Source organism: Blastopirellula sp. J2-11 (assembly GCF_024584705.1).
Classification (GTDB): Bacteria; Planctomycetota; Planctomycetia; order Pirellulales; family Pirellulaceae; genus Blastopirellula.
The window spans coordinates 1,137,324-1,161,092 of record NZ_CP097384.1 but is presented as its reverse complement, the minus strand read 5'-3'; the positions used below and the strand labels follow the sequence as shown (position 1 = coordinate 1,161,092).

The 23,769-nt window shown below is 56.2% G+C and carries 17 protein-coding genes; 11 read left to right on the top strand and 6 right to left on the bottom strand.

From position 1 onward, the window contains the following. Positions 1-71: 71 nt before the first annotated feature. The 9 genes from M4951_RS04840 (at position 72) to M4951_RS04800 (ending at position 13,951) form a co-directional block, all read left to right on the top strand. Positions 72-3,269 carry a tetratricopeptide repeat protein gene (locus tag M4951_RS04840; RefSeq protein ID WP_262025348.1) on the top strand — a complete coding sequence of 1,066 codons (3,198 nt, stop codon included), beginning with the start codon at positions 72-74 and terminating at the stop codon, positions 3,267-3,269. Between the two features lie 12 nt (positions 3,270-3,281). Beyond that, positions 3,282-4,175: a MotA/TolQ/ExbB proton channel family protein gene (locus tag M4951_RS04835; protein WP_262025347.1), complete on the top strand. Its 894-nt coding sequence runs from the start codon at positions 3,282-3,284 to the stop codon at positions 4,173-4,175. Between the two features lie 474 nt (positions 4,176-4,649). After that, complete coding sequence (gene recA / locus M4951_RS04830) at positions 4,650-5,708, top strand: recombinase RecA (RefSeq protein WP_262026897.1); 1,059 nt, start codon at positions 4,650-4,652, stop codon at positions 5,706-5,708. 339 nt (positions 5,709-6,047) lie between these two features. Continuing rightward, the gene (gene alaS / locus M4951_RS04825; RefSeq protein ID WP_262025346.1) at positions 6,048-8,861 is read left to right on the top strand and encodes an alanine--tRNA ligase; all 2,814 of its coding nucleotides are present in this window, start codon (positions 6,048-6,050) and stop codon (positions 8,859-8,861) included. Between the two features lie 196 nt (positions 8,862-9,057). After that, the gene (locus tag M4951_RS04820) at positions 9,058-9,270 is read left to right on the top strand and encodes a BON domain-containing protein (protein ID WP_262025345.1); all 213 of its coding nucleotides are present in this window, start codon (positions 9,058-9,060) and stop codon (positions 9,268-9,270) included. Positions 9,271-9,457: 187 nt separating this feature from the next. Further along, positions 9,458-9,982 (top strand): thiol peroxidase, encoded by a 525-nt coding sequence (gene tpx / locus M4951_RS04815; RefSeq protein ID WP_262025344.1) that lies wholly within the window; start codon positions 9,458-9,460, stop codon positions 9,980-9,982. A 163-nt stretch (positions 9,983-10,145) separates the two neighbouring features. Next, positions 10,146-11,615 (top strand): hypothetical protein, encoded by a 1,470-nt coding sequence (locus M4951_RS04810; RefSeq protein WP_262025343.1) that lies wholly within the window; start codon positions 10,146-10,148, stop codon positions 11,613-11,615. A gap of 31 nt (positions 11,616-11,646) precedes the next feature. Beyond that, on the top strand, positions 11,647-12,156 hold the full coding sequence (locus M4951_RS04805; RefSeq protein ID WP_262025342.1) for a TspO/MBR family protein: 510 nt from the start codon (positions 11,647-11,649) through the stop codon (positions 12,154-12,156). 172 nt (positions 12,157-12,328) lie between these two features. Then, positions 12,329-13,951, top strand: a complete 1,623-nt coding sequence (locus M4951_RS04800; protein ID WP_262025341.1) for a methyltransferase regulatory domain-containing protein — start codon at positions 12,329-12,331, stop codon at positions 13,949-13,951. Positions 13,952-14,064: 113 nt separating this feature from the next. Here the strand turns inward: M4951_RS04800 and M4951_RS04795 are convergent, their stop codons facing one another. The 3 genes from M4951_RS04795 to M4951_RS04785 all read right to left on the bottom strand — a co-directional run bounded on the left by M4951_RS04795 (position 14,065) and on the right by M4951_RS04785 (position 16,592). Then, positions 14,065-14,763, bottom strand: a complete 699-nt coding sequence (locus tag M4951_RS04795; protein WP_262025340.1) for a FadR/GntR family transcriptional regulator — start codon at positions 14,761-14,763, stop codon at positions 14,065-14,067. A gap of 78 nt (positions 14,764-14,841) precedes the next feature. Beyond that, positions 14,842-15,291: a carboxypeptidase-like regulatory domain-containing protein gene (locus M4951_RS04790; RefSeq protein ID WP_262025339.1), complete on the bottom strand. Its 450-nt coding sequence runs from the start codon at positions 15,289-15,291 to the stop codon at positions 14,842-14,844. Positions 15,292-15,446: 155 nt separating this feature from the next. Next, complete coding sequence (locus M4951_RS04785; protein WP_262025338.1) at positions 15,447-16,592, bottom strand: DUF1559 domain-containing protein; 1,146 nt, start codon at positions 16,590-16,592, stop codon at positions 15,447-15,449. A 220-nt stretch (positions 16,593-16,812) separates the two neighbouring features. Here M4951_RS04785 and M4951_RS04780 point away from each other — a divergent pair, with 220 nt between their 5' ends. Beyond that, entirely contained in the window at positions 16,813-17,778 is a 966-nt protein-coding gene (locus tag M4951_RS04780; protein ID WP_262025337.1) for a hypothetical protein, read from the top strand. Positions 17,779-17,905: 127 nt separating this feature from the next. On the opposite strand, the gene M4951_RS04775 is transcribed toward M4951_RS04780, so the two are convergent. Beyond that, positions 17,906-18,814 (bottom strand): deoxyhypusine synthase family protein, encoded by a 909-nt coding sequence (locus tag M4951_RS04775; protein ID WP_410050430.1) that lies wholly within the window; start codon positions 18,812-18,814, stop codon positions 17,906-17,908. A 409-nt stretch (positions 18,815-19,223) separates the two neighbouring features. Here M4951_RS04775 and M4951_RS04770 point away from each other — a divergent pair, with 409 nt between their 5' ends. After that, entirely contained in the window at positions 19,224-21,731 is a 2,508-nt protein-coding gene (locus tag M4951_RS04770) for an ATP-binding protein (RefSeq protein ID WP_262025336.1), read from the top strand. 502 nt (positions 21,732-22,233) lie between these two features. On the opposite strand, the gene M4951_RS04765 is transcribed toward M4951_RS04770, so the two are convergent. Both M4951_RS04765 and M4951_RS04760 read right to left on the bottom strand, forming a co-directional pair. Then, positions 22,234-22,677, bottom strand: a complete 444-nt coding sequence (locus M4951_RS04765; RefSeq protein WP_262025335.1) for a hypothetical protein — start codon at positions 22,675-22,677, stop codon at positions 22,234-22,236. Next, positions 22,667-23,314, bottom strand: a complete 648-nt coding sequence (locus M4951_RS04760; protein WP_262025334.1) for a hypothetical protein — start codon at positions 23,312-23,314, stop codon at positions 22,667-22,669. Before M4951_RS04760 ends, M4951_RS04765 begins: the two co-directional genes overlap by 11 nt. Positions 23,315-23,769 lie beyond the last annotated feature (455 nt).

Genomic DNA, 23,769 nt, shown 5'->3' with positions numbered 1-23,769 from the left:
TAAATAGCAGATCGCCCCGCAACGGCGTCCTTTTCACCCGTCCCGCTTTCCACCCCCAACGCGCTTAATCAATGTCGATTCGCAATTTGACTCTGCCGATTGCCGGTTCGCTGCTTTTGATCCTGCTTTCCGCCTGCATCGTTTGGGGGCAAGAGACTCCCCCCGCGGCTGCGATCATCTATTCGGATGCGGTCGCCTTTCAAAAGGCGGAAGAGTACGGCTTGGCCGCCGAAGAGTGGAGCAAGTTTCTCACGCGCTATGCCGATGATCCGTTGACGGAGAAGGCGCGGAACAACCTGGCGGTTTGCCAGTTGAAACTCGACAAGTACGCCGACGCGGCCGCCAACTTTTACGCGATCTTGAAAAACAACCCCAAGTCGGAACTCCGCGAAGATGCGCTGCTGAATCTCGGCTCTACCTATTACAGCTGGGCGAAGTCAGGCAAACCCAAGATGTTTGACAGCGCGGCCAAGACGTTCGAGCAGCTGTACAAAGAATACCCCAAAGGGAAGAACGCCGATCAGGCCCTCTACTTCGCCGGCGAGTCCTTTTATCTCAGCGACCAAAAAGATCGTTCGCTCGGCCCCTACAAGGCGCTGGTCGAACAGTTTACGCAAAGTCCCTATCGCGCCGATGGCGCCTACGCTTGGGGGGTAACCCTGGAAGAGCTGAACAAGCCAGCCGAAGCGGGCGACGTTTATAGCAAGTTTCTCTCCGCCTTTCCTGACCATGATTTGGCGGCCGAAGTTCGGATGCGTCAGGCTGAAACAGTCCTGAACCAAAACGACTACGCCAAAGCGGAACAGATGCTGACGGCGGTCACCGCCGATTCCAAGTTTCCGCTGATCGATCATGCTCTCTATCGCTTGGCTTATGCGCGTTTGAAGCAAGAGAAGCTGGCCGAAGCCGGCGCGATCTACGCCCAACTTGCCGCCGACTATCCGAAGTCGAAATATCATGACGAAGCGATGATGTTGGCCGGCCGCTGCTACTATCGCGCCGGCAACTGGACCGAAGCGGCCAAGTGGCTCGACGCCGCAGCGAAACTTGGCGGCGATACCGGACTGGAAGCGGCCCATTGGCTTTGCCGCGTTTATCTGAAGACCGGCAAACCGCAAGACGCCGAGAAGCTGGCCGCCGCGAAAATTGCCGCCGCCCAAGAGAGCCAGCAACTGGTTCCGCTGTTGATCGATCAGGCCGATGCGCTGTACGACCAACCGAAACGTCGCGGCGAATCGGTCCGGCTTTACCAGCAGATCGTCACGCAGCATCCGAAAGATCCCCAAGCGCCGCAAGCGCTGTACAACGGCGCGTTCGCCGCACTCGAAACGGCAGATCACGCCGCGGCGGCCCGCTTGGCGAAAACCTTTGTCGAGCAATTCCCTCAGCACGAGTTGCTGCTCGACGCGAAGTATGTCGCCGCGGAAGGCGCGCTGCAGGAAAAGAAATACGCCGACGCCGAAAAGATGTTTCGCGAACTGATCGCCGCCGGCGAGAAACGTCCCGAACTGTCGAAGTGGCGAATGCGTCTGGCGCTGGCGCTGTTGCTGCAAAACAAGCATCAAGACGAAATCGCGTTGCTCGCGCCGATCGCCGACAAGATGACCGATCCCGCGCTGCAAGCGGAAGCCTTCTTTTTGCTCGGTTCCAGCCAGTTTGCGCTCGATCAGTTTCCGGCCGCTCAGCAAAGTCTCAGCGCTTCGCTGGCCGCCCAAGCCGACTGGCGTCAAGCTGACGAAACGCTGCTGCTCCTTTCTCGCGCTCAACACGAGCAAGGCGACCACACAGCGGCGATCGCCACCGTCAGAAAGATGCAGAAACAGCTTCCCAATTCGCCGCTGGCCGACCATGCCGCTTATCGACTGGGTGAGTACTATTACGCCGCGACCGACTTCCCCAACGCGGCGGCGCAATACCAAACGTTGATCAACAAGTTTGCAAGCTCCTCACTCGCGCCGCACGCACTGTACGGACTTGGCTGGTCCCACATTCAACAGCAGCAGGGGAAAGAAGCGGACGAAGCCCTCTCGCAACTGCTCACCCAACATGACGACCACCAACTCGCGCTGCAGGCGTTGCATGCCCGCGCCGTCGCGCGACGACAGGCCGGCGACTTTGCCGGCGCCGTGTCAGACGTTGACGCCTACTTGAAAAAGTCGCCGCAAGCGGCGGACAAAGCCGACGCGTTATATCTGAAAGGGCTGTGCCTGGTTGGCGCCAACGATCAAGCTGGCGCCGCCGCGCAGTTCGCGGCGTTGAAGAAAGAATTTCCGAAATACCAGAACGATGACAAAGTTCTTTACGAACTAGCCTGGTCGCTGAAAGCCTCCGGCGATCCGGAGAAAGCGACCGCCGCGTTCGCCAGCTTGGCGGCGACCCATCCGAAAAGCCCGCTCGCGGCCGAAGCCAACTATCACGTCGGCGAAGCGGCCTACAATCGCCAAGACTACGCCGCCGCCCAAAAGGCGTACGCGGCGGCTCTCGCGGCCGCCCAAGCGGATGATGTTGGCGAAAAGTCGGCCTACAAACTGGGCTGGGCCCAGTATCAGCAAGGGGATTACGCCGCGGCGTCCGATGCGTTTGCGGTTCAAACCAGCAAATATCCGGATGGGCCCCTCGCGGCGGACGCCAGTTTCATGCGGGGAGAGTGTCTCTACAAAAAGGATCAGTTTGCCGACGCTTTGTCCGCTTACGGGCAAGTCAAAGCGGATCGCCTGTCGAGCAATGACATGCGCGACCTCTGGCGACTGCACGCCGGTCAATCGGCCGCCCAACTGAAAAAGTGGGACGAATCAATCCGCTGGATGAACGAATTGTTGACCCAATCGCCCGATTCGCCGGTCGCGGCCGAAGCCCAGTACGAACTGGGCTGGGCCAATTACAATCAAAAGAAGACCGACGAAGCGATCCAGCGATTTTTGGCCGCCGCCGATCTGTCGCCTGGAAAAACAGGCGCACGAGCGCGGTTCATGCTGGGCGAGCTTTATTTTGAGAAGAAAGACTACGAAGCGGCCGAAGGGCAATTCAAACGGGTGGTCCTTGGTTTCGGCGGCGCCAAGTCGCTGAACGAAGTGAAACCATGGCAAGCCAAAGCAGCCTACGAATTAGGGCGTTGCAACGAAGTCCGCATCCGTGATGCGATCGGCGCACCGAAAGTTCGCTACGTCTCTGAAGCGAAAAAATATTACGGCATGGTAGTCTCCGACTATCCTCAATCGGCGGAAGCGAAACTGGCCGCCAACCGTCTCGAAGCGATTAACAAACTGTAAACGCAGGTTCCCATGACACGATTTTCGTTGACCCAGCGTTTTGTCGCGCTGCTCCTGTTCACCTTCCTGCTGACCGCTGGACTAGGCGTGGTCGCCGCGTGGGCGCAAGAGAATGACGCCGCCGCCGAAGCGGAAGAACCGGCGCCGGTCGCCAACGAATCAGGCGCATTGCTCGAAGACAAACTGCTGGGAGACGACAATCAGTTGCACCTGATCGCGCTGATCCTGAAAGGGGGTCAGATGATGATCCCGATCGGGTTGATGTCGCTGTTGGTGGTCACCCTGGCGTTTGAACGAGCCATCGCGCTGCGCCGGGGACGGATCATCCCGGCCGAACTGGTCGACGGACTCGAACAAATGCAATTTGCGCCCGATGGCTTCCAACCGCGCGACGCGTATCGCTTGTGCAAAAAATATCCGTCGGCGATGGCCAACATCGTCGAATCGATGCTCGCTCGCGTCGGCCGTCCGCAGGCCGAAGTCGTGCATGCCGTCAACGAAGCGAGCGAACGGGAAGCGGACCGTCTCTATAGCAACGTGCGTTGGCTGACGCTGGCCGCCGGCGTAACGCCGCTGATGGGCTTGCTGGGTACGGTCTGGGGCATCATCTGGGCCTTTTACAAAACGACCCAACTAGAAATCGGCGGCAACCGCGCCAATCAATTGGCCGAAGGAATCTATGTCGCGCTGGTCACCACCCTTGGCGGCCTGGTCGTCGCGATTCCGGCGGCGATCTTGGCCCAATACTTCGAGAGCCGCATCATCAGTCTCTTCCATCAGATCGACGAACGGCTGTTCGGGCTGCTGCCGGCGATCGAGCAGTACGAAGGCAAAACCCGCATCCATCAGCATCATTTGGATGAAGCGGAAGCAGAAGAAACGACCGCGGAAGAGATCGCGTCGTAGACAACACCGGTGTGCCACGGCTCTGTGAGCCGTGTGAAGTAAAAAAAGACATTCGCCTGAACAGGTTCCGGTATCTGGCGCCACTCCATCTCTCCCATTCCCCCATTTTTCGACGTAAGTCGTTTTGCTTCGATAAAAGGGAGTGACTTTCTCTCGACCGCGAAAAAAGTTTCGCGATTCTCGTCGGCCCATGACCAACCGTGTCCCACGGCTCCCCGATACTTCTCTTTAGTCACCGGCAAGTTACTGTTGACATGTACACCTCACAGGCGTACACTGTCCATCCGTTTAGTTGATGCCAAACGGGGGATGCTTGCCAGCGGACAGGACATTTACCATAAAGGAGCCCGGAAAATGGTCACCGCAACTGCTTCGAAGAACGGTCGAATGGCGAAAAAAGAGACGGCGAAAAGCAGCAAAAAAAACGCTGGTAGCGACAAGTCGCCCAAGGCGGAACACAAAGATGTCGCCGGCATGCTATCTGGAAACGCCGTTCTAAAAACGACGCTTCAACAAATCGAAAAATCGTTTGGTGAAGGGGCGATCATGCCCCTGGGATCCAACCATGCGGTGATCGAAGGGATCCCGACCGGATCGATTTCGCTCGACCTGGCGCTCGGCGGGAAGGGACTACCCCGCGGACGCGTCATCGAGATCTTCGGCCCCGAATCCAGCGGTAAAACAACGCTGGCCCTGCATGTGATCGCTCAGGCCCAAGCGATGGGGGGGATCGCCGCCTTCGTCGACGCCGAACATGCGTTGGATCCAAGTTGGGCGAAAAAGCTGGGGGTCGAGCTCGAAACGCTGCTGGTCAGTCAACCCTCGAGCGGGGAAGAAGGTCTGCAGATTACCGAGATGCTGGTCAAATCGAACGCGGTCGACGTGATCGTGGTCGACTCGGTCGCCGCACTCGTCCCGAAAGCGGAATTGAACGGCGAAATCGGCGCCTCCCATGTCGGTTTGCAGGCTCGGCTGATGAGCCAAGCGATGCGTAAATTGACCGGCGTGATCTCCAAATCGAAGACGATTGTGATCTTCATCAACCAGATCCGCGAAAAAGTGGGCGTGATGTTCGGTAGCCCTGAAACGACCCCCGGCGGACGCGCACTCAAGTTCTACTGCTCGTGCCGCGTCGACGTTCGCCGTATCGGGCAACTAAAGGATGGCGAAGATGTGGTCGGTCAGCGCGTCCGCTGCAAGATCGTGAAAAACAAGGTCGCTCCGCCGTTCCGGATCGCTGAGTTCGACATGATGCACAGCAACGGGATCAGCTACGAAGGAGACATCCTTGACTTGGCCATTGAGGCGAAAATCGTCGCTCGCAGCGGGGCTTGGTTCCGTTACGGCGACATCCAGCTGGGTCAAGGAAAAGAAAAGGCGCGTGCCTTTTTGATGGAAAACCCCGCAATGACCGAGGAACTGAAGCAAAAAGTGCTAATTGAGGCCGGCCATGGCGGCGAAAAGCTGTTTGACGCCGTGCCGGTCAAGCCGGGGGCCGAAGACGAAGAGTTTGAGCCTGAAGAAGAGCTATAAGCCCTTCGTTCCATCGAGTACGACTGAAGCTCCACTGCGTGCGGCTGAATCTCCGCAGCCGTTCACGCAGCCCCCAGAGACTGCTTGAGTTGAGTAACGAGACTTCCTCCGTTTGGGCGTCGGCGGGCTCCATCCGACGTCCGTGACCAAAGAGGCTTCCGGTTTGCATCACCCGGAAGCCTCTTTTTTTGTTGGCCGCAAACCTTTTCCGTTTGGCTGGGTCCTATTCTTTACGGCGGCGCATACCACCGCGACGCCTAGCCGATTTGCCGCTCAGGCTTTATCATAACCCCTTTAAACAGCACTATTTGACTCTTACTGGCCCGGCCCGATTTCGCCATGAAGACCGACGAACTACGCGAAAAATACCTCAGCTTCTACGAAACCAAGGGGCATTCTCGCCGCGCGAGCGATGTGCTGGTCCCCACTTGGGATCCTTCGGTGCTGTTTACCCCGGCCGGGATGAACCAGTTCAAGGACCACTTTCTGGGGCGTGTGAAGCTCGACTTCACCCGGGCGACCACCTGTCAAAAGTGCTTGCGTACCGGCGATATCGACAACGTCGGCCGCACCGCCTATCACCACACCTTCTTCGAGATGCTGGGCAACTTCAGCTTTGGCGATTACTTCAAGCCGGAAGCGATCTCCTGGGCGTGGGAGTTTTTAACCGACAAAAAGTGGCTCGGCCTGCCTGCCGATCAGTTGACCGTCACCGTCTACAAAGATGACGACGAAGCGGCCGATTATTGGCACGAGAAGATCGGCCTGCCAACTTCTCGCATACATCGCTTGGAAGAGGACGAAAACTTTTGGCCCGCCAGCGCACCCAGCCTGGGTCCCGACGGCGTCTGCGGTCCCTGCAGCGAAATCTATTATCACCCGAAAGGGAGCAGCCCGGTTGAGATCTGGAACCTCGTCTTTACGCAGTTCAACCGCGTCGGCGATCCGCCCAACAATCTTGAACCGCTGCCGAGCAAGAACATCGACACCGGGATGGGGCTAGAACGAACGGCCGCCACCCTGCAAGGCGTCACCACCAACTATCATATCGACATCTTACGTCCGATCGTCGAAGCGGCCGGCGAGATCTGCGGCGTGAAGTACATTCCCGAAGATGACAATGGTCGCCGACTGCGCCGCATCACCGATCACGTTCGCGCGTGCACGTTTGCGATTCACGAGAACGTCTACCCCGGCGCCAACAAAGAAAAATACGTCATCCGCCGCTTGCTTCGCCGCGCGGTGCTGGATGGCCATCAAATGGGACTGCGCGAGCCGTTCGCCTATCAACTGGTCGACAAAGTCGCCGAGATGATGAAGGCCGGTTATCCCGAACTGCAAGAGACGACGCAGCGCGTCGCCAACGTCATCCGCACCGAGGAAGAAAACTTCCTGGACCGGCTGGATGACGGCCTGGCGCGCACCGAGAAGGTCTTCAACTCGATGCGCAAAGATAACATGACCATCGTCGACGGCGGCGAGGCGGCCGAGTTGTACCAAACGTATGGCTTTCCGCCGGAACTGTTTGAACAAGTCGCGGCCGAAAAGGGACTCGCGTTCGATTGGCCCGGCTACAAAGAAGCGATGGAACGATTCGGCGAAGAAACCGGCGGCGGAACGTCGGTGCTGTTCACCACCGGCCCGATCGAATCGCTGAAGAACACGCTCCGCAAGACCGACTATGTTGGCTACGACCAGTCGGAAGCCGATGTGACGGTCAAAGGGATCGTTGCGAACGACGCCGACGGCACGTCGAAGTTGTTTGACGACTATGACCAGACCGGTGAAGAACATCCGCTGATCGTCGTGACCGACTCCACTCCCTTCTACGGCGAGTCGGGCGGTCAGGTAGGGGACAGCGGCGAGATCGTCGGCGCCGACTTCCGCTTTCTCGTGACCGACACGCAAAAAGATAGTGATCTCTTTTTGCATCACGGCTATTTGACCAGCGGCAAGATCAGCAGCAACACCGACGCCAAAGCGATCGTCGGCGAACGTCGGATCGGCATTCAGCGGGCTCACTCGGCGACGCACATTTTGCACTACGCGCTGCAAAAAAACCTGGGCGCTCATGCTCAACAGCAAGGCTCCAAAGTCGACGAAGATTGGCTGCGTTTTGACTTCACCAACCTGGCGGCGGTCACGCCAGAGCAGTTGGCGGCGATCGAAGAAGACGTCAACGAACGGGTCGCGGCCAGCGAGAAGGTGAAATGGGAAACCGTTCCGTTGGCGCAGGCGCGTGAGTTGGGCGCGATGATGCTGTTCGGCGAAAAGTATCCCGATCCAGTTCGCCTGGTTTCGATGGGAACGTTCAGCCGCGAACTTTGCGGCGGAACTCACCTGACCAACACCGGCGATGTCGGCATGTTCGAGGTGGTCAGCGAAGAAGGTCCTTCGGCCGGCGTACGGCGCATCGTCGCGCTGACCGGCGCCAAAGCGAAGGAATATCGCCAGCAAGTCGCCGCTTCGCTGGGCGATATCGCCAAGTCGCTCGGCGTTGCTACGCTCGACGTACCGGCGGCCGTGAAACAGTTGATGCAGTACGTACGCGATCTGAAAAAAGCGGCCAGCGGCAGCGGCAAACCGCCCGAAGACCTTCCCCTTGCCGTCGAGCACGCGAAAGCGGCGCAGCCGACTTACGCCGTGCAAAAAGAGACGCTGAAAGAAACAGCCCGCATGATCAACGTCGGCATGTTTGACGCTCCGGCGCGGATCGCGGCGCTGCTGTCCGACATCGATTCGCTGAAGAAAGAGATTGTCGCTCGCGCGGAAATCGGCGTGCTGACGGCCGACGATTTGCTCGCCCAAGCCGAGTTGATCGGCGACGTGAAGTTGATCGTCGCCGAGGCCCCCGGCGCCAACCCGAACGTGATGCGTCAACTGATCGACCAATTGCGGAAGAAGGCGGCGCCCTGTGCGGTGCTGCTGATCGCCGGCCAAGGGGAAGACAAAGTGATGATGGTCGCCGGCCTCAGCCAAGACGTCGTCAAGTCAGGCGGCAAAGCAGGCGAGTGGGTCAAAACCGTCTCCACCATCGTCGGCGGCTCCGGCGGCGGACGCGCCGACATGGCCCAAGCCGGCGGCAAAGACCCCGCCAAAATCGCCGACGCCGTCACCGCTGCGAAAGCCTTTGGGAAAAAGATGCTGGGGTAGTCGCTGATCGGAATCGCTTTCCCCCCAGGATTTGCCGCCGTAAGCGGCGCCATCGTTACGATCGGCGCAGCTTCGCACAAATCGGCGTTCGATCGCGGATACCGGGCTCAATTCGCTCCGCTAGCAAGTCGATAGCTATTACTGGTCAGCCCCACCGCGACGTTCTTCCCCCGCTTATCCCAGTAAGAGCAACTCCATGAACCAAGCTGATTATTCCGCCAACGTCGAGCGCGCACTCGCCAGCAATCCTCATTTCGCCGGACGTACGCTCCGTTTTGAACAAGAGCAAGACCGCATCGTGCTGAAAGGAAGCGTCGCCTCCTTTTTCCACAAGCAAATGGCCCAAGAGGCCCTTCGCCAGGCAGGGGTCGATCAGATCGAGAACCAGCTCGAAGTGAATTGGGTCTAACACCAAATCTCGCGTTACCTACGACTTGCAGACGCCCGTGGTCTCCACCCGCGGGCATCTGCATTTCTTGCCCCAAGAAGTTTCACCGCTCAGCAAGTGCGCCCCCTTTTTCCTTCGGGCACAGCGCGTGACAATGCGAGCAGCATTCAACCCCCTCGCACGCATACACAGCTCAGGAGAACCTCCCATGTCGCGACACGGCGCTATCACGTTCAAAGGAAACCCGATGACCTTAGCCGGCGAAGCGGTGGAAGTCGGCAAGCCGGCTCCCGACTTCACCCTGCATAGCTTTGGTCCCGAAGGCCTGACGACGACCACGCTGGCCGACGTCAAAGGCAAGCCGACCATTCTGAGCGTAATCCCATCGGTCGACACCAGCGTTTGCGCCACGCAGACGCGCAAGTTTAACGAGAAGCTGGGCAGCTACGGCGATAAGATCAACGCGCTGACGGTTAGTCTCGACTTGCCGTTCGCGCTGAATCGCTTCTGCGGCGCCGAAGGCATTGAAAACATCCAAAAAGCCTCGGATTACCAAACTCGCAGCTTCGGCAACAACTGGGGCATGCTGATCGAAGAGCTGATGTTGCTGGCTCGCGGCGCCTTCGTCCTCGACGCCGACGGCAACGTCACCTATGCCGAAGTGGTCTCGGAAGCGACGCAAGAGCCGGACTACGACGCCGCGATCGCAGCGCTCGACAAATGCCTGGCGTAAGCGACCGGCAGAAATACGATCCATCGAAAGAGCGGTCCCAGCGACCGCTCTTTTTTTTTCGTACTTGGCCGTTTACGGCCGTTAAAGTTTTCGCAATCGTCCTATTGGCCGTTAAAATAGCAAAGCTTAACGCTTGCTTTCCCTGGTTCGAAGGTCGAAGCCGATGACCGCAGCTCCTTTGAAAAAACGCCGCTGGCGCCTCTGGATTTGCAGTGCTCTTGCGTTGCTGCTGCTGTTTGTCGCGTTCTTGCCGACGTTGGCCTCGTATCGTCCGCTGACGCAAAGCGGACTTAGCGCCGTGTTGGCGGCGACCGAAGTTGAAGTTTTTGTCGACCGCGTTTCGCTCGGCTGGTTGACGATCACCCAGATCGAAGGGCTGCAGATCCGGCAGCGCGAACAGAAATTTAACGTCTCTGTGCCGCAGATGAGCAATGACGTCTACTTTTGGCAGCTGATCGTCAATCCGCGTCAGTTGGGAAATCTCGAAATCATCCAGCCTGATCTGCACTTCGTGATTCAAGAGCAAGAGAACAGCCTGATAGATTCGATCGCCAACGAACCGACGCCGCTGGATCCAAGCAAACTGACCGAGGCGCTCAATCGTCAAATCTCGGTCAACATTCGAGATGCGACCCTCTCGGCGCAGCGCCCCGGCGGCGCTGCCTGGAAGATCGAGCATTTTGAGTTATCCGGCCACCTGACGCCGGCGACTTCACAGCAAGGGCCCCTACTCCGCTTTGATCACATTCAAGCGATGGACCACTTCCAGCTGACCGAAGAAATGTGCGACGACCTGCTGAAGTACGCCGTTCCGATCATGCACGGCGTGACCAACGTCAACGGCAACGCGTCGCTTCGATTTGAAGAGTGGGAGTTTCCGCTCGACAATCCGAAACAAGGCACAGGTCACGGAACCTTGGAAATCCACGAGGCCTCCCTCGTCAGCGGTCCGATCCTAAAATCGATTACCGATGCGCTGCAAATGGCGCCGTCAGTACAGATCGCCAGCAACTGCGAGGTGAAGTTCAAGTTGGCCGACGGTCGCGTCTATCACGAAGGGCTCGAGATTGGCCTCCCCCATTGCCGCGTGCAAACCAGCGGATCGGTCGGACTTGACGATACCCTCGACATCCTCTGCATTATTCCCATCCCCGTTGGCGATTCGATTGACGAGACGATGCCGCTGCTACGTTCCTTCCAAGGAAAAACGATTCGCCTCCGGATCACCGGCACGCTGCAACAGCCGCAAGTGGGACTCGACGATACTTTCAATCAGTTGACCGAAACCTTTTTGGGCGCCGGCGACGGGGGCGAGATCCCGATCGATCAGGTCCTGAGCGCCGCGACAGGCCTGCTGCAAAAGATGCGCGCAGGCGTCCCTGGCGGTACGCTGGATCGCTTGCGAACACAACCACCTGCGCCGATCGAAACTCCCGATTTGCAGCGTCCCCTGGGGGGGCTCTTTGATCGCCTGCGACAAGGACTCGGCGGCGTGATCGATAATGGCCCACCGCTACCAGAATTAACGGAAGAAGACCCGCCCCCGCCTCCTTCGGCTCCCCCTTCATTACGTGGGTCGTCGGCGCCTCCGCCTCCACGGCCAGAATCACCGGGCCAACCGCTTGATCTTTAAGGACAGATGCTTCTGCAAGGCGATCAGCAACTTGACTGACTCCATCGATTCCGCTCCTTCGCGCTCTATGCTGGTTCAGATACTGGCGCTGCTCGCCGCGGTTGTCCTCTGCCTCGCGATCGGTATCGTCGGAGCCCTGTTTACCACGCCGCAAATCCCCACTTGGTACGCTGGTATCCACAAACCGAGCTGGACTCCACCCAGTTGGATCTTTGGGCCGGTCTGGACCACGCTGTATGTCCTGATGGGGATCTCTGCATGGCTAGTTTGGCGGCAGCGGCCTTGGTCGGCAGCTTGGCCAGCGCTGCTGCTGTTTGGGATTCAGTTAACCCTGAATGCAATCTGGTCCCCTCTGTTTTTTGGCTTAGAAAGCCCGCTGCTTGGGTTGATCGACATCGTGTTGCTCTGGCTGATGCTCGGCGTGACCATTTATGGGTTTGCGCAACAATCGCTTGCGGGCGCCTGCTTACTGGCCCCTTATCTCCTTTGGGTCAGTTACGCTGCTTGTCTGAATTTCGCAATTTGGCGATTGAACGGGTAAGTCGGTATCGCAAGGCGTTACAATCGGCGTATTTCGCCTATTCCGTGATTTGATCGCCGCGAACCTGCCTGTTTTGGACGGTTTTCCGCAGACAACCGAGGGGCTGCACGAGAAAATGGAGGGACCTGTAGCCCCCCTTTTCTATCGCCAGCTCTTGGAGTCAATCTTACTGATGACGGCCGAAAACATGCAGACGAACGAAAGCAACGAAAGTCTCGACGCTTCGAAATACAGCTACGACATCGTTCCCTATCCGAGTCATCCCTTTCGACAAACGCACCCCGAGCGACTGCATGCGATCAGCCGAATGTTTGGCATGTCGCCTGCCGAAATCAATCGCTGTCGCGTGCTGGAGATCGGCTGCGCCGGCGGCGGCAACATCATTCCCATGGCCGAAACTCTCCCTGAGAGTCAGTTTGTCGGCATCGATTTGTCGCAGCGGCATATCGAATCGGCCCTGTCGAGCGTCGAGAAGCTCGGGCTGACGAATATCGAACTGAAGCATCTCGACGTCATGGATATTGACTCGTCGCTGGGCAAATTTGACTACATCATTTGCCACGGCGTTTTCTCTTGGGTTCCGCCTGAAGTGCAAGACAAAATTCTCGCCGTCTGCCGCGACCATTTGAACCCGCAAGGGGTCGCGTTGGTGAGCTACAACACGTTGCCAGGCTGGCGACTACGCGGAGCAATCCGCGACATGATGAGCTATCATGTTCGCAACTTGTCGGATCCAAAGAAGAAGGTCCAGCAGGCTCGAGCGCTGTTAGAATTTCTCGCCAGCAGCGTTTCGGCGGAAACCGGCGCGTACGGCAAAATGATTCATTCCGAACTGAGCCTGCTGAAGAATCAGACTGACAACTACCTGTACCACGATCATCTGGAAATGAACAACTATCAGTTCTATTTCCATCAGTTCATCGAGCAGGCCAACAAGCACGATCTGCAATATTTGGCCGAATCGCATATCGCCACCATGTGGACCGGCAACTTCGCTAAAGATGTGGCGCAAACGCTAGAGCGCATCGCGCCTGATATTATCCAGCGCGAGCAATACGCCGACTTCGTCCGCAATCGGATGTTCCGCCAGACGATTCTTTGCGCCAAGGGAACCAAGATCGATCGGGCGCTGAACGAGAATACGCTGAACGGCTCCTGGATCAGTTCGCCGATGCGACGTATTGAAAAAGACCCGGACAAAAACTTCCCCGAAAATACGGTGTCGTTCCGCAATTTGCAGACGAATCAAGGTCTGAACACCTCAGATCCGCTGATGATCACTGTGACTGACTTTTTGGGAGAACAATTCCCGCTCGCCGTTTCTTTTGAGGATCTGCTCGCACGCGTGCAAACCAAAGCGGAAGAACTTGGCAACGTTGACATGACGCAATTGCGTCGCGCAATGGCGAACAATATCATTCACTTGGCGGTCGGCGGCGTGGTCGAATTGTCGTACACTCCCAATCGATTCACCAAAGAGATTTCGGTCAAACCGAAAATCTCTGGCGTCGCCCGACTACAAGCCGCCAGCGTCGATCGCTTGACGAACGCACGGCACGAGATCATCAAGCTAGATGACCTGACGCGACATATCGTCACAATGATCGACGGCGAGAAAACGCATCACGAGATTCGCAACGGCCTCAAAGACATGTTGCACAACGGCAAGTTGACGATGCGCAAGGATGGCGAAGCGATGCCGGCTCCGGATGGAGAAATGCTCGAGAAAATCGCTACCGAAGCCGTCGCGAAAGCGATGGAACGCCTTAGCAAAGCGGCCATGCTGATCGGTTAGCCGTCGTTGCTGCATCGGAATTCCACCGCAGGGATGGGTGGAGACCGCATTCCATGCAAAGTCTCCCATGATCTTCCCCAATGGCTCAGCCAAAGGGGAAGCGGAGGCAGGCATTACTCGCCGAGATCGCCATTTTGATCCCGCGAAACGATTCGACTGGCGCTGTAATGCAAATGGGCCAGCATTTCCACACGAGCTCTTTCAGCGTCTTGATGAAAGATCGCATCCGCGATCTGCTCGTGCGACTGAGCGGCCCGTCGGTGTCGGACCAAATCATTTTTGCAACTTTGAATCTGGCCGAATTGCACCACTCGAGTGAGCGTGTGAAGCAAAAGGGACATCAGCGGGTTCTTACAAGCCGTAGCGATTTGCACATGAAACTCTAGGTCGGTTTCGACAGCGTTTACATCTTCCGATTCGACTTCTGCGGCAAACTTGTCAGCAAGTTCATAGAGTCGCCGCGCATCGTCACGCGTTCGGCGCAGCGCCGCCAGATACGCCGTTTGCCCTTCTAGGGCGGTTCGCACTTCAAAGATCTGCTGAAACGACTGCTGACCTTCCAGCGAGATCATCAACGGAAACAGCTGTCCAAGCGTCCCTGCGTCAATCTTTTTTACGGTGGGACGGCGGCCATGCCCAATATCGAGCACGCCCAACGCCTCGAGATAAGACAAGGCTTCACGAATGGGAAGACGGCTGACCCCGAAAGTCTCGACGAGCGATCGTTCGCTTGGAATCGCCGCGCCGATTGGCCAGCGACGCGACCGAATGTTTTCTAGCATCTGCTCTTTGACCCATTCGGCGCGGGACATTTGCGGTGGCTCGGAACTCATAAAATCGAAATCTCCAAGTAGCTCTCTGGTCGAGAAAATAGAGAGGAAGAACTTCTATTACTTGTCCAGACGATAGACGAAATGATTTTCCCCGTTGGACGCCACGTTCGCCGTTAATTCGGACTTATCTGGGTCCCCATACCGCATGGGAATCAAATTTGGCGCCGGAATCGGAGCCGATCGCAATTCCACCGGAACTTGCGAAACGGCTGGCTCCTTGTATTTTGTCACGCACACGTGATGGCGCCCGGCGACGACGCCATCGTTGGGTTCAAACGTCGTCAACTGAAATTTTCCAGTTTCATCCGTCTTCGCATAACTGGAAACGTTCGATTCGTCGGAATGAAATGTTACCAGAGCTTCCGCCAGAGGCTTCCCATCAAACATCACCACTCCCGAAGTAGGAAAGACCTCTGGCCTGGCCTGAACCCACTTATCAACGCGTGACGAGCAACCAGCCGCGGATAAAAAGAACAAGATGATCCACGGACTATTCTGAGAAAACATGAACATCGCTCCCATTGATATCAGGACAAAATTGCCGCAAGACAAAGGCCTGCCGCATCGCAGTATCTATTTACCCAGACCTCATGCTAGAAAGTGCTGGTCGTCACGCTGCGAAACGCTGCGCTGCATCATTCGAGATCCGCCTGAGACGATCGCTAAAAGTTTTGAGAGACTTCGCCCCCGGACTTCGATCCCAGCGCACCCCATACGCCATATGGACTCGCCCCCGAGGTCACTTCGGCGGAATATCCCAGGTCGCCGGTATCGATCGTTTCGCTGACAAAATGCGCCGAACCATCTCCCATCAAGACAAGTACGCCGCCGGGGTGTCGACTGGAAGCAGTGTAAATGCCGCCGTATTGATGAGCGCCGCCTCGACCGCAGCTTGGCCCGTTGGGAGGCAAAATCGTATTAAATCCGGTATACCTGGCGGCGCCATCGGTCCAACGAGCCCCCGGAAACCTTCCGCCGGTCCCGCTACCTGGAGCGCTTTCAATCGTAGCCGAATAGGTCTTCGTCGTTCGATCGTAAGCGGCTAAGCAATTCAGCGGCGCTTGTCCATGAGGATTGTCGGTGGGCGCATTCCCATAACCTTTCGTGTGGGGCGATATCGGCCGCACAAGTTCTGACATGAGAATGGTATTGCTCGTGCCGTCGGTAATGTCACGAAACCCAATATGGGTCTCGTGACCGAAGACTCCGCGGGGACTACTCCCAGTCGGGTCATCATCCACGCGCATGTACGCGTTGGAGTCACCGCCGCAAAAGGTGTAGTTTGATTGGCCGATTGAGCTCGCGTCAGGATCAAACGAATCGCTGGGACAACGCAATGCGACAAGGTTTGCCGTAAAGGGAGTGAAGCTCGCCCTCCAGGGATTTTCTCCCATACTAGGCGTGCCTCCATAGATCGAATCCCACAGCGCCGGCTGCTCAATAAATGGGAGAAGAGAGACGAACCCGCTTAAACGCGTGCGATTCGTATTCGAAACGCTGGTAGGCGAATAGGTCCCTGTTCCGCCGGCACGCGGAGGAAAGACGCCATGCGTGTCGTGATAGTTGTGCAGGGCTAGTCCCCATTGCTTGAGGTTGTTGTTGCATTGAAGGCGACGAGCCGCCTCTCGCGCCTGCTGCACCGCAGGCAGCAACAGTGCGATCAATACGCCGATGATCGCGATAACGACCAACAACTCAACGAGCGTGAACCCTTGACGGTCGCGACTCGCAATGGGCGCTGAGCCAAAGATCTTCTTAAAAAGTCGAACCGAGAAAAGAGAACTCCGGGCAAAAGAATCATGCAGCATGGGAGGTACCTCAGCAGAAGAATGACGAGAATCATGCCATGTTTGGATATACCAAACGAGGATCATCTTGAGCCTGTCGCTCACAAATGTCAAGAGAAAACCCAAAAAAACAGTGGACAGAGCCGAGTAAAACACTTGATTTCGACGCAAATCCGCTTTAACGTGATCCTTCCAGTCACCCGTGATGGTATTACCACTTTATTGGAGAGTCACTTCTATCATGCTACGCACAGCCATATACACGACCGCGCTGCTTTGCGCAATCCTGCCCTGCGAATACCTTTCGGCAGACGAGTTTCCCCAGCCCGTGATCCAGGAGGATTGGTGGCCGATTGCTGGAAACCCCGACTTGGGTGCGATCAGTTCCCCCAAACAGCAGCCGGTTGACTTCGCCGTCTGGCAAGCGGCTGACGGCACATGGCAACTCTGGTCTTGCATCCGCAAGACGACCTGCGGCGGCAAGACGCGAGTCTTCTATCGCTGGGAAGGAAAGTCGCCGACAGCGACCAATTGGGAGCCCCAGGGAATCGCGATGCAGGCCGATCCAGAAGTTGGAGAAACGGAAGGAGGACTCCAAGCTCCCCATGTCGTTCTCGTCGGGAAGACGTACCACATGTTCTATGGCGATTGGAACAACATTTGTCACGCGACCAGCGAGGATGGCAAGAATTTTCAGCGTGTCGTTCAGCCCAACGGCAAAACAGGCATGTTCTCTGAAGGGAAAGAGGGATTTGCTCGCGACGTGATGCTGCTTCCCGTCGCCAACGGCTGGCATGGATACTACACGGCCAACCCTTCCGTAACTCCCTCGATTTCTCAAAAGAATCGCCAAGGAGCCGTCTATCTTCGCAAGACGCGTGATTTCAAAACGTGGACAGATTCGGTGGTTGTCGCTTTTGGGGGACTGACCGATACGACCGCCTATTCAGCGGAATGTCCTTTCGTATTCGAGCGCGACGGTCATTACTACCTGTTGAGAACTCAGAAGTACGGCAAGGATCAAATCTCGACCTTGTACCACTCGGATGATCCCAACTATTTTGGAATCAATCAGGACGAACGCTTTTTGGTTGCCCGCATGCCGGTGGCGGCTCCTGAAATCGTTCTGCACAACGGAGAATACTACGTGTTCGCACTTAACCCGGAGCTGAACGGGATTCGCGCTACGAAACTAACGTGGGAATAGTCGACATCGCGAAACGGCGACAGCGTCTCTCGCTGCATTCGCCTAACTAGCGACAAGTCTTCACCATGAGGCACACCATGAAGAGGTCTATGCCTTGAACGCCGTTACTGCCGACACGTGCTGCGCGCTATTGCCCCAGCACGTAGGCGAACATCATCGGCGCGACGATCGACGCGTCGGAGTTGATCATGAACTTGTCGGTATGGACATCGAGCTTGTTCCAAGTGATCTTTTCATTCGGCACCGCGCCACTGTACGAACCGAACGACGTGGTTGAGTCTGAAATTTGGCAGAAGTAGCTCCAGTAGCTGACATCCAACTCAAGATCTTGAATGATCAGGGGAACGGCGCAAATCGCGAAATCGCCGGCGATGCCGCCGCCGATTTGATAAAAGCCGATCGGATGATCCTTCTGATTGGCCAGATACCACTCGACCAACTCTTGCATCTGGGCGGTGCCGGGCTTCAGCACGTTGTGCGACTTCACTTTTCCTTCAATCACGCGAGCCGCGAAGATGTTCCCCATGGTCGAATCTTCGTAGCCAGGAACGTAGATCGGGATCTTGGCGTCAAACGCCGCTTTCAACCACGAGTCTTCGACCGGTATCTGGTAGTAAGGCTCCAGCGCGTTCGCGTCAAAGAGCATCCGGAAATAGTCGACCGGCGAATGCTGCTCTCCCTTTTCGCCCGCTTCGATCCAGAGCTCGGTAAGCAGACGCTCAAGATGACGAACGACCGTCTCCGGGATACAGGTGTCGGTAACGCGATTGAATCCTGCATCACGTAGATCGCGTTCCGCCTCGGGCGAAAGGTCGCGATAGTTGGTGGCCAGCTTGTACTCATTATGAGCCACCAAATTGAAGACGTCTTCTTCCAGATTAGCGGCGGTGCAACTGATCGCGTGCACTTTACCCTGGCGGATCATTTCGGCCAATGAAACGCCAAGCTCGGCGGTACTCATTGCGCCGGCCAGTGTAACCATCATCTTCCCGCCATTTTCGACGAAAGATTTATAAGATTTCGCCGCATCGAGCATTTCTCGAGCGTTAAAATGACGGTAGTGGCGTTCCATGAACTGGGTAATCGACATCGCGCACAAGCCTCGGTTGGGACATTGCCGGCAGGGACGGAGGGAAAGCGAACAGTATATCACTGCAAAGTCAGCCAGACGAGAACGGGTCGGCGCTAGGATCGGTCCAAACTGTCCAGATCCGTTCCAACAAAATACCCTGGAAATCCGCTTAACTTGCTGGCCCCGAATCATCGGGGCATCCCGATAAAACGAACCAGATGCGAGGAGTCGCCCAAAAATTCGGCCCCTGAGCTTTCAAGACGAAAAGCGTCGGATCATGGAATCGAATTCCTCTCGATTAAGTCACCGCACCACGGAACGACTGACCTATTCTTTCCGTTGAAAGCGAAGTTATTGCGTAGGGGCAACGCACATGAAGCTTACGACGAAGTTTTATTCGTTACTGATCATCTTAATGATCAGTATGCTGTTGGTCGGCTATCTCGCGAGTCGCCAGGCCTCGGAGGTGCTCCGCAACGTCATCATCAGTCGTTCGGCTGGGCATGCGCAATCCGTAATCGACGAGATCGATCGGATGGTGCATACCAGGATCGCGCAGTGGAGAGCCTACTCTGAATCGCCGCAGATCCGGCAAGCGCTGCATGATTCCAACGCCGAGTTTGCGAAGTTGCCCGACATTCAGGCGACGATCGACGAGCGCGATCAACAGTGGCGGTCGAACGATCCCGCCGTCTCCCAGCTTTCTACCGAAATTGGCGCGCTCCCCTTGTCGCAAGAACTCGCGCGTCAGGTATCGCTGCTCAATGACGAATATGGCGCCGCCGAATATGGCGAAGTCTTCTTGACGAATCGATACGGAGCCAATGTCGCCGAAACGAACCGCACGTCCGACTATCGCCAAAACGACGAGCAATGGTGGCGCTCGGCGGAAAAAGAAGGGGTCTATGTCGATAGCGTCGCCTATGACGAAAGCGCCCAAGAGTACGCGATCAGTCTTTGCTTGCGAATCGATGACTCCCAAGGCGATTTTTTGGGCGTGTTGAAAACGGTGATCTCGATTCATGAAATCGTCGATGTGATTGAGCAAAGCGCGAAGCAAGATTCGGTGCTCAACATTTCATTGATCGACGCTGAAAAGAAATACATCTACCATTCCGCCTACAGTGCGCGGACTCCGCTTGATCAAATCTCACCGCTCACAGGCCTGACCTTCACATCGTTTGGACCAACGCAGCGTGTTTATGAATACGCCAGCGAGGACGGAACGCGCATCTTGTCGATCGCCGCCGAAAGCCGCGGCTCCGGAAAATACATGGGACTCGGCTGGGAGGCGGTCGTCGATCAAGCCGAGGACTCGCTGATGGCGCCGCTGACCCGTTTGCGCTGGAACATCTTTGGCGTCGCGTTGCTGTTGGCGACCATCGTGCTGGGAATTAGTTGGCTGGTCGGCAATCGATTGCGAGCGCGAATCGCGCGGCTGTCGCACGCCGCCAAAAGAATCGGCGACGGCGAGTTCGGACTGCAAGTCGACGACGAATGTCACGACGAACTGAATGACGTTGTTCGGCAATTTAACGCGATGTCCTGGAAAATTGTCCATTCGCACGACGAATTGCTAGCCGCACAACACCGCGCCGAGTCGGCCAATCTGGCGAAGAGTCGTTTCCTGGCGACGATGAGTCATGAACTGCGCACGCCGATGACGGCGATTCTGGGCTTTACCGAAAACTTGCTGGAGTCGCCTGACTACGGCTCAATCGAAGAGCGCAACGAAACGCTCAATACGATCCTACGCAACGGCGAGCACTTGCTTGGCTTGATCGACGACGTGCTCGATCTATCAAGGATCGAAGCAGGGCGCACCGAGATCCAAACCGAACTTTGCTCACCAGGACGAATCGCCAAGGAAGTCACCGGCATTTTGAAGAAGCGCGCCGCGGCGAGACGGCTCCACCTTTCAGTCCGTTGCAAAACGCCGATACCGGCCCAAATCGAGACCGATGCGCTCCGCTTGCGGCAAATCTTGCTGAACCTGGTTGGTAACGCGCTGAAGTTCACCGAGAAAGGGGGCATCACTCTGGAGCTTTCCTCCACATTTGGCGACGTCGGCCGGCGGATGTTGCGCGTCCGTGTCGAGGATACCGGACCAGGCGTTCCTCCCGACAAGTTGGAACACATTTTCGAGCCGTTTGTTCAAGGAGACAGTACGACATCGCGTTCGTTCGGAGGCGCTGGCCTCGGACTCCCCATCAGCCGGCGCCTGGCCGAACTGCTTGGCGGAACGTTGATCGTCGAAAGTACGCTGGGAAAAGGTTCGGCGTTTACACTCTCTGTTCCGGTTGGCGACATCGAAGGAATCCCGTTTGTCGAGTCGATCGACCAATGCCTGAAGAGCCTTTCGCAGCCGTCGTTGGACATGCCGCCGCGGATCGACGCGAACGTGCTGCTGGTCGAAGATAGCCGCGACGCACAATTGCTAATCCGCACCATTCTAGAAAGAGCCGGCGCCAAAGTGACGTTGGCGACCAACGGCGTCGAAGCCCTGGAGAGAATGGAAATCGCGGAGGAAGTCGCCCTGCCCTACGACGTGATCCTCATGGATATGCAAATGCCGATCATGGACGGCTATACCGCGACCCAAAAGCTGCGTGGTCTTGGCTACCAAGTGCCGATTATCGCGTTGACGGCGCAAGCGATGGAGGAAGATCGCCAGCGCTGTATGGATGTCGGCTGCACCGACTATCAATCGAAGCCGATTCACCGCAAGACATTGCTCAAAAAGATCCACCTCGCGCTCAGCGATCAGCAGCAAGAGACGGTGATCTCGTCGCCAGGCGGACGTCTCGAAATGAACAGCTTTGAACGACTCCACCCGGCCAACGGTGACAGCAGCGGCCCCAGCAAGCCGACTCGATCTTGATGACATCGGCAGCAGAACAATAGTCCTATCCGCAATTGGACTCACGGCCTGGTGATCCCCCAATGATCATGCGCCAGGTCATGCTGGATGTGGAGGGAAAAGCAATGCCCTCTTCCCCGCTTTGACTTTCACCCAAGATGAACTATACAGTAAGAATGCCTTCGAGATTAAATTGGCGCGACACTTAAGTGTCGCCACCACTTGTACGGTAAACTCGATCTCGAAACCCGCTGTGTATTTGCGGAAATCTGAGACTATCTTGCGCTGAGCGACATGAAACGTCACCCGCTTCTGCGGCTCAACCCATATACACTATGAAGTGCAGCATTTTTTGATGTCGAGCAGTGTTCAGATCACGCCTTCCTAGGCGCGTTCGGCCTATCGACACTCGGATCCCACGGTTTGGTTGATCCGACTCTTTCCTTGCTGCTTTTTGCTTCTATCAAAAAAGACACCTGAACAAGTTTCACATCGCCCAAGTATGCATTGATTGAAAAGCGAATCACCATTCGACGGGCAGATAGCTGAAAAAGGTGCAAAGATATCTGCGTGCCAAGGCAATCGAAAGTGGATCAGGTTGTTCGTCGCGTTCGTGCACTAAGCTGTTCCGGTAATCGCGAACGAGATGCCCATTAATTCGATCCGTATCAGGAATCCCGCGGCGCGCGGCCAACCCTTCAAATAAGTTGAATGTCTTTATTTCCGTTCCCCATGTCTCATCCCAGAACTGCCTTGCCCCCGTTTCAAATTCCGCGAACAGACGCATGATATAGGTCCCCTCCAAGTTACGCGAAGCGCTGACAATTTCTCCTTGTCTCAGGTCGGCCAGCAAGATCGTAGGATCGCTTTGAGCGTGATCAAGAAAACGATTAGTACCTTGTCGGATTGCGACAAATTCACGTTCGACAGATTTAATCCGAGATTGCCATTGGTGCCTAGAGGGCATGTTGCCTCATCTCCTCAAGGATTTTTTTTAGCGAATCCTCGGAGAGCGGAATCGCTTCGGCTTCACGAATGCTTGTCACAATCTTGCCGCTGAATGCGTAGTGTAGCTTCCAACCACCGTCGTAGTAGAAGATGCTTGCGATATCGTCATATCCAGGCATCAAATAAAGATCTGCAATTCCCTCTACGCCGGGGGCAGAACGTCCAATTGGCTCGAGCATGATTCGAACTGTGTCCGCTTGCATCACAAGTGCTGGAACATGGTGGGCGCCCACTCTCGCATCGTCCAGTTTCTTTTCCACTCGCCGCGTTGACCATCCCTTCGACTGGGCCCATATGTTCACGTTGTCTACTAGACTTCGCACGCGATCAATCCAAAGAGTCCTCTCCTGCATGCGAATCTGTACTTCTTTCTGGATTTCATCTTTAGCGACTCCGGGGTCATCGGGGGAGCCGCCCCAATCAAGATTGATGCTTCCGTCAGAAACGTGCACTGCAACGACGAACTGCGGAGGCCTGGACAAAATATCACCTGAGGCAGTCCCGCGTTTCTCCCCTTTCGGCACGAAAGTGAACACGACGGTACCTTCACTGCCCTCAGGCTCGTAGCCGCTTACCATATATGACTGTTCGGACATTTGACACCTCAAGGATTGACGTCGAGACCGCCAAAGCTCTTGCAAGAAGAATGACTGAGACTCAATAGGCTCGTATTGAACGGTTTCTTGCCGACGTTTTTCCAATTTGAATCGGAAGACCGACGGTGAACCATAATTATATTCGTTTCTGACAACCGCGTCTCGCGTCCTTAGGCAAGTTGACCAATGACAGTTAGCGATGTGCCCAAGGACGATTAGTCCTAGGTCAATTCCGCAATTCAATAATCGACGCCAGCAGTATCGGAGACTGAAATGGGCGTCAATGATCCCGCTAAAGCGTCCTGGATTTTCCCTTTTTTTGACGAAACCATATGCAAAATCAGCTAAGGTACACTCGTTCGTACCGTCAACCAAACTTCCCCGCTTCCACATCCACAAAAAAGCGCCTTGCCGAACCCGGCAAGGCGCTTTGTAAGCTTACGGATCTAAGGCTT

What these genes read in the sequence shown, in the direction of transcription:
- M4951_RS04790 (WP_262025339.1), bottom strand. Translation starts at nt 15,291, where the DNA reads ATGTTTTCTCAGAATAGTCCGTGGATCATCTTGTTCTTTTTATCCGCG.
- M4951_RS04840 (WP_262025348.1), top strand. Translation starts at nt 72, where the DNA reads ATGTCGATTCGCAATTTGACTCTGCCGATTGCCGGTTCGCTGCTTTTG.
- M4951_RS04760 (WP_262025334.1), bottom strand. Translation starts at nt 23,314, where the DNA reads ATGTCCGAACAGTCATATATGGTAAGCGGCTACGAGCCTGAGGGCAGT.
- M4951_RS04765 (WP_262025335.1), bottom strand. Translation starts at nt 22,677, where the DNA reads ATGCCCTCTAGGCACCAATGGCAATCTCGGATTAAATCTGTCGAACGT.
- M4951_RS04775 (WP_410050430.1), bottom strand. Translation starts at nt 18,814, where the DNA reads ATGCTCGATGCGGCGAAATCTTATAAATCTTTCGTCGAAAATGGCGGG.
- M4951_RS04770 (WP_262025336.1), top strand. Translation starts at nt 19,224, where the DNA reads ATGAAGCTTACGACGAAGTTTTATTCGTTACTGATCATCTTAATGATC.
- M4951_RS04780 (WP_262025337.1), top strand. Translation starts at nt 16,813, where the DNA reads ATGCTACGCACAGCCATATACACGACCGCGCTGCTTTGCGCAATCCTG.
- M4951_RS04800 (WP_262025341.1), top strand. Translation starts at nt 12,329, where the DNA reads ATGACGGCCGAAAACATGCAGACGAACGAAAGCAACGAAAGTCTCGAC.
- recA (WP_262026897.1), top strand. Translation starts at nt 4,650, where the DNA reads ATGCTATCTGGAAACGCCGTTCTAAAAACGACGCTTCAACAAATCGAA.
- M4951_RS04795 (WP_262025340.1), bottom strand. Translation starts at nt 14,763, where the DNA reads ATGTCCCGCGCCGAATGGGTCAAAGAGCAGATGCTAGAAAACATTCGG.
- M4951_RS04785 (WP_262025338.1), bottom strand. Translation starts at nt 16,592, where the DNA reads ATGCTGCATGATTCTTTTGCCCGGAGTTCTCTTTTCTCGGTTCGACTT.
- M4951_RS04835 (WP_262025347.1), top strand. Translation starts at nt 3,282, where the DNA reads ATGACACGATTTTCGTTGACCCAGCGTTTTGTCGCGCTGCTCCTGTTC.
- M4951_RS04820 (WP_262025345.1), top strand. Translation starts at nt 9,058, where the DNA reads ATGAACCAAGCTGATTATTCCGCCAACGTCGAGCGCGCACTCGCCAGC.
- M4951_RS04810 (WP_262025343.1), top strand. Translation starts at nt 10,146, where the DNA reads ATGACCGCAGCTCCTTTGAAAAAACGCCGCTGGCGCCTCTGGATTTGC.
- alaS (WP_262025346.1), top strand. Translation starts at nt 6,048, where the DNA reads ATGAAGACCGACGAACTACGCGAAAAATACCTCAGCTTCTACGAAACC.
- tpx (WP_262025344.1), top strand. Translation starts at nt 9,458, where the DNA reads ATGTCGCGACACGGCGCTATCACGTTCAAAGGAAACCCGATGACCTTA.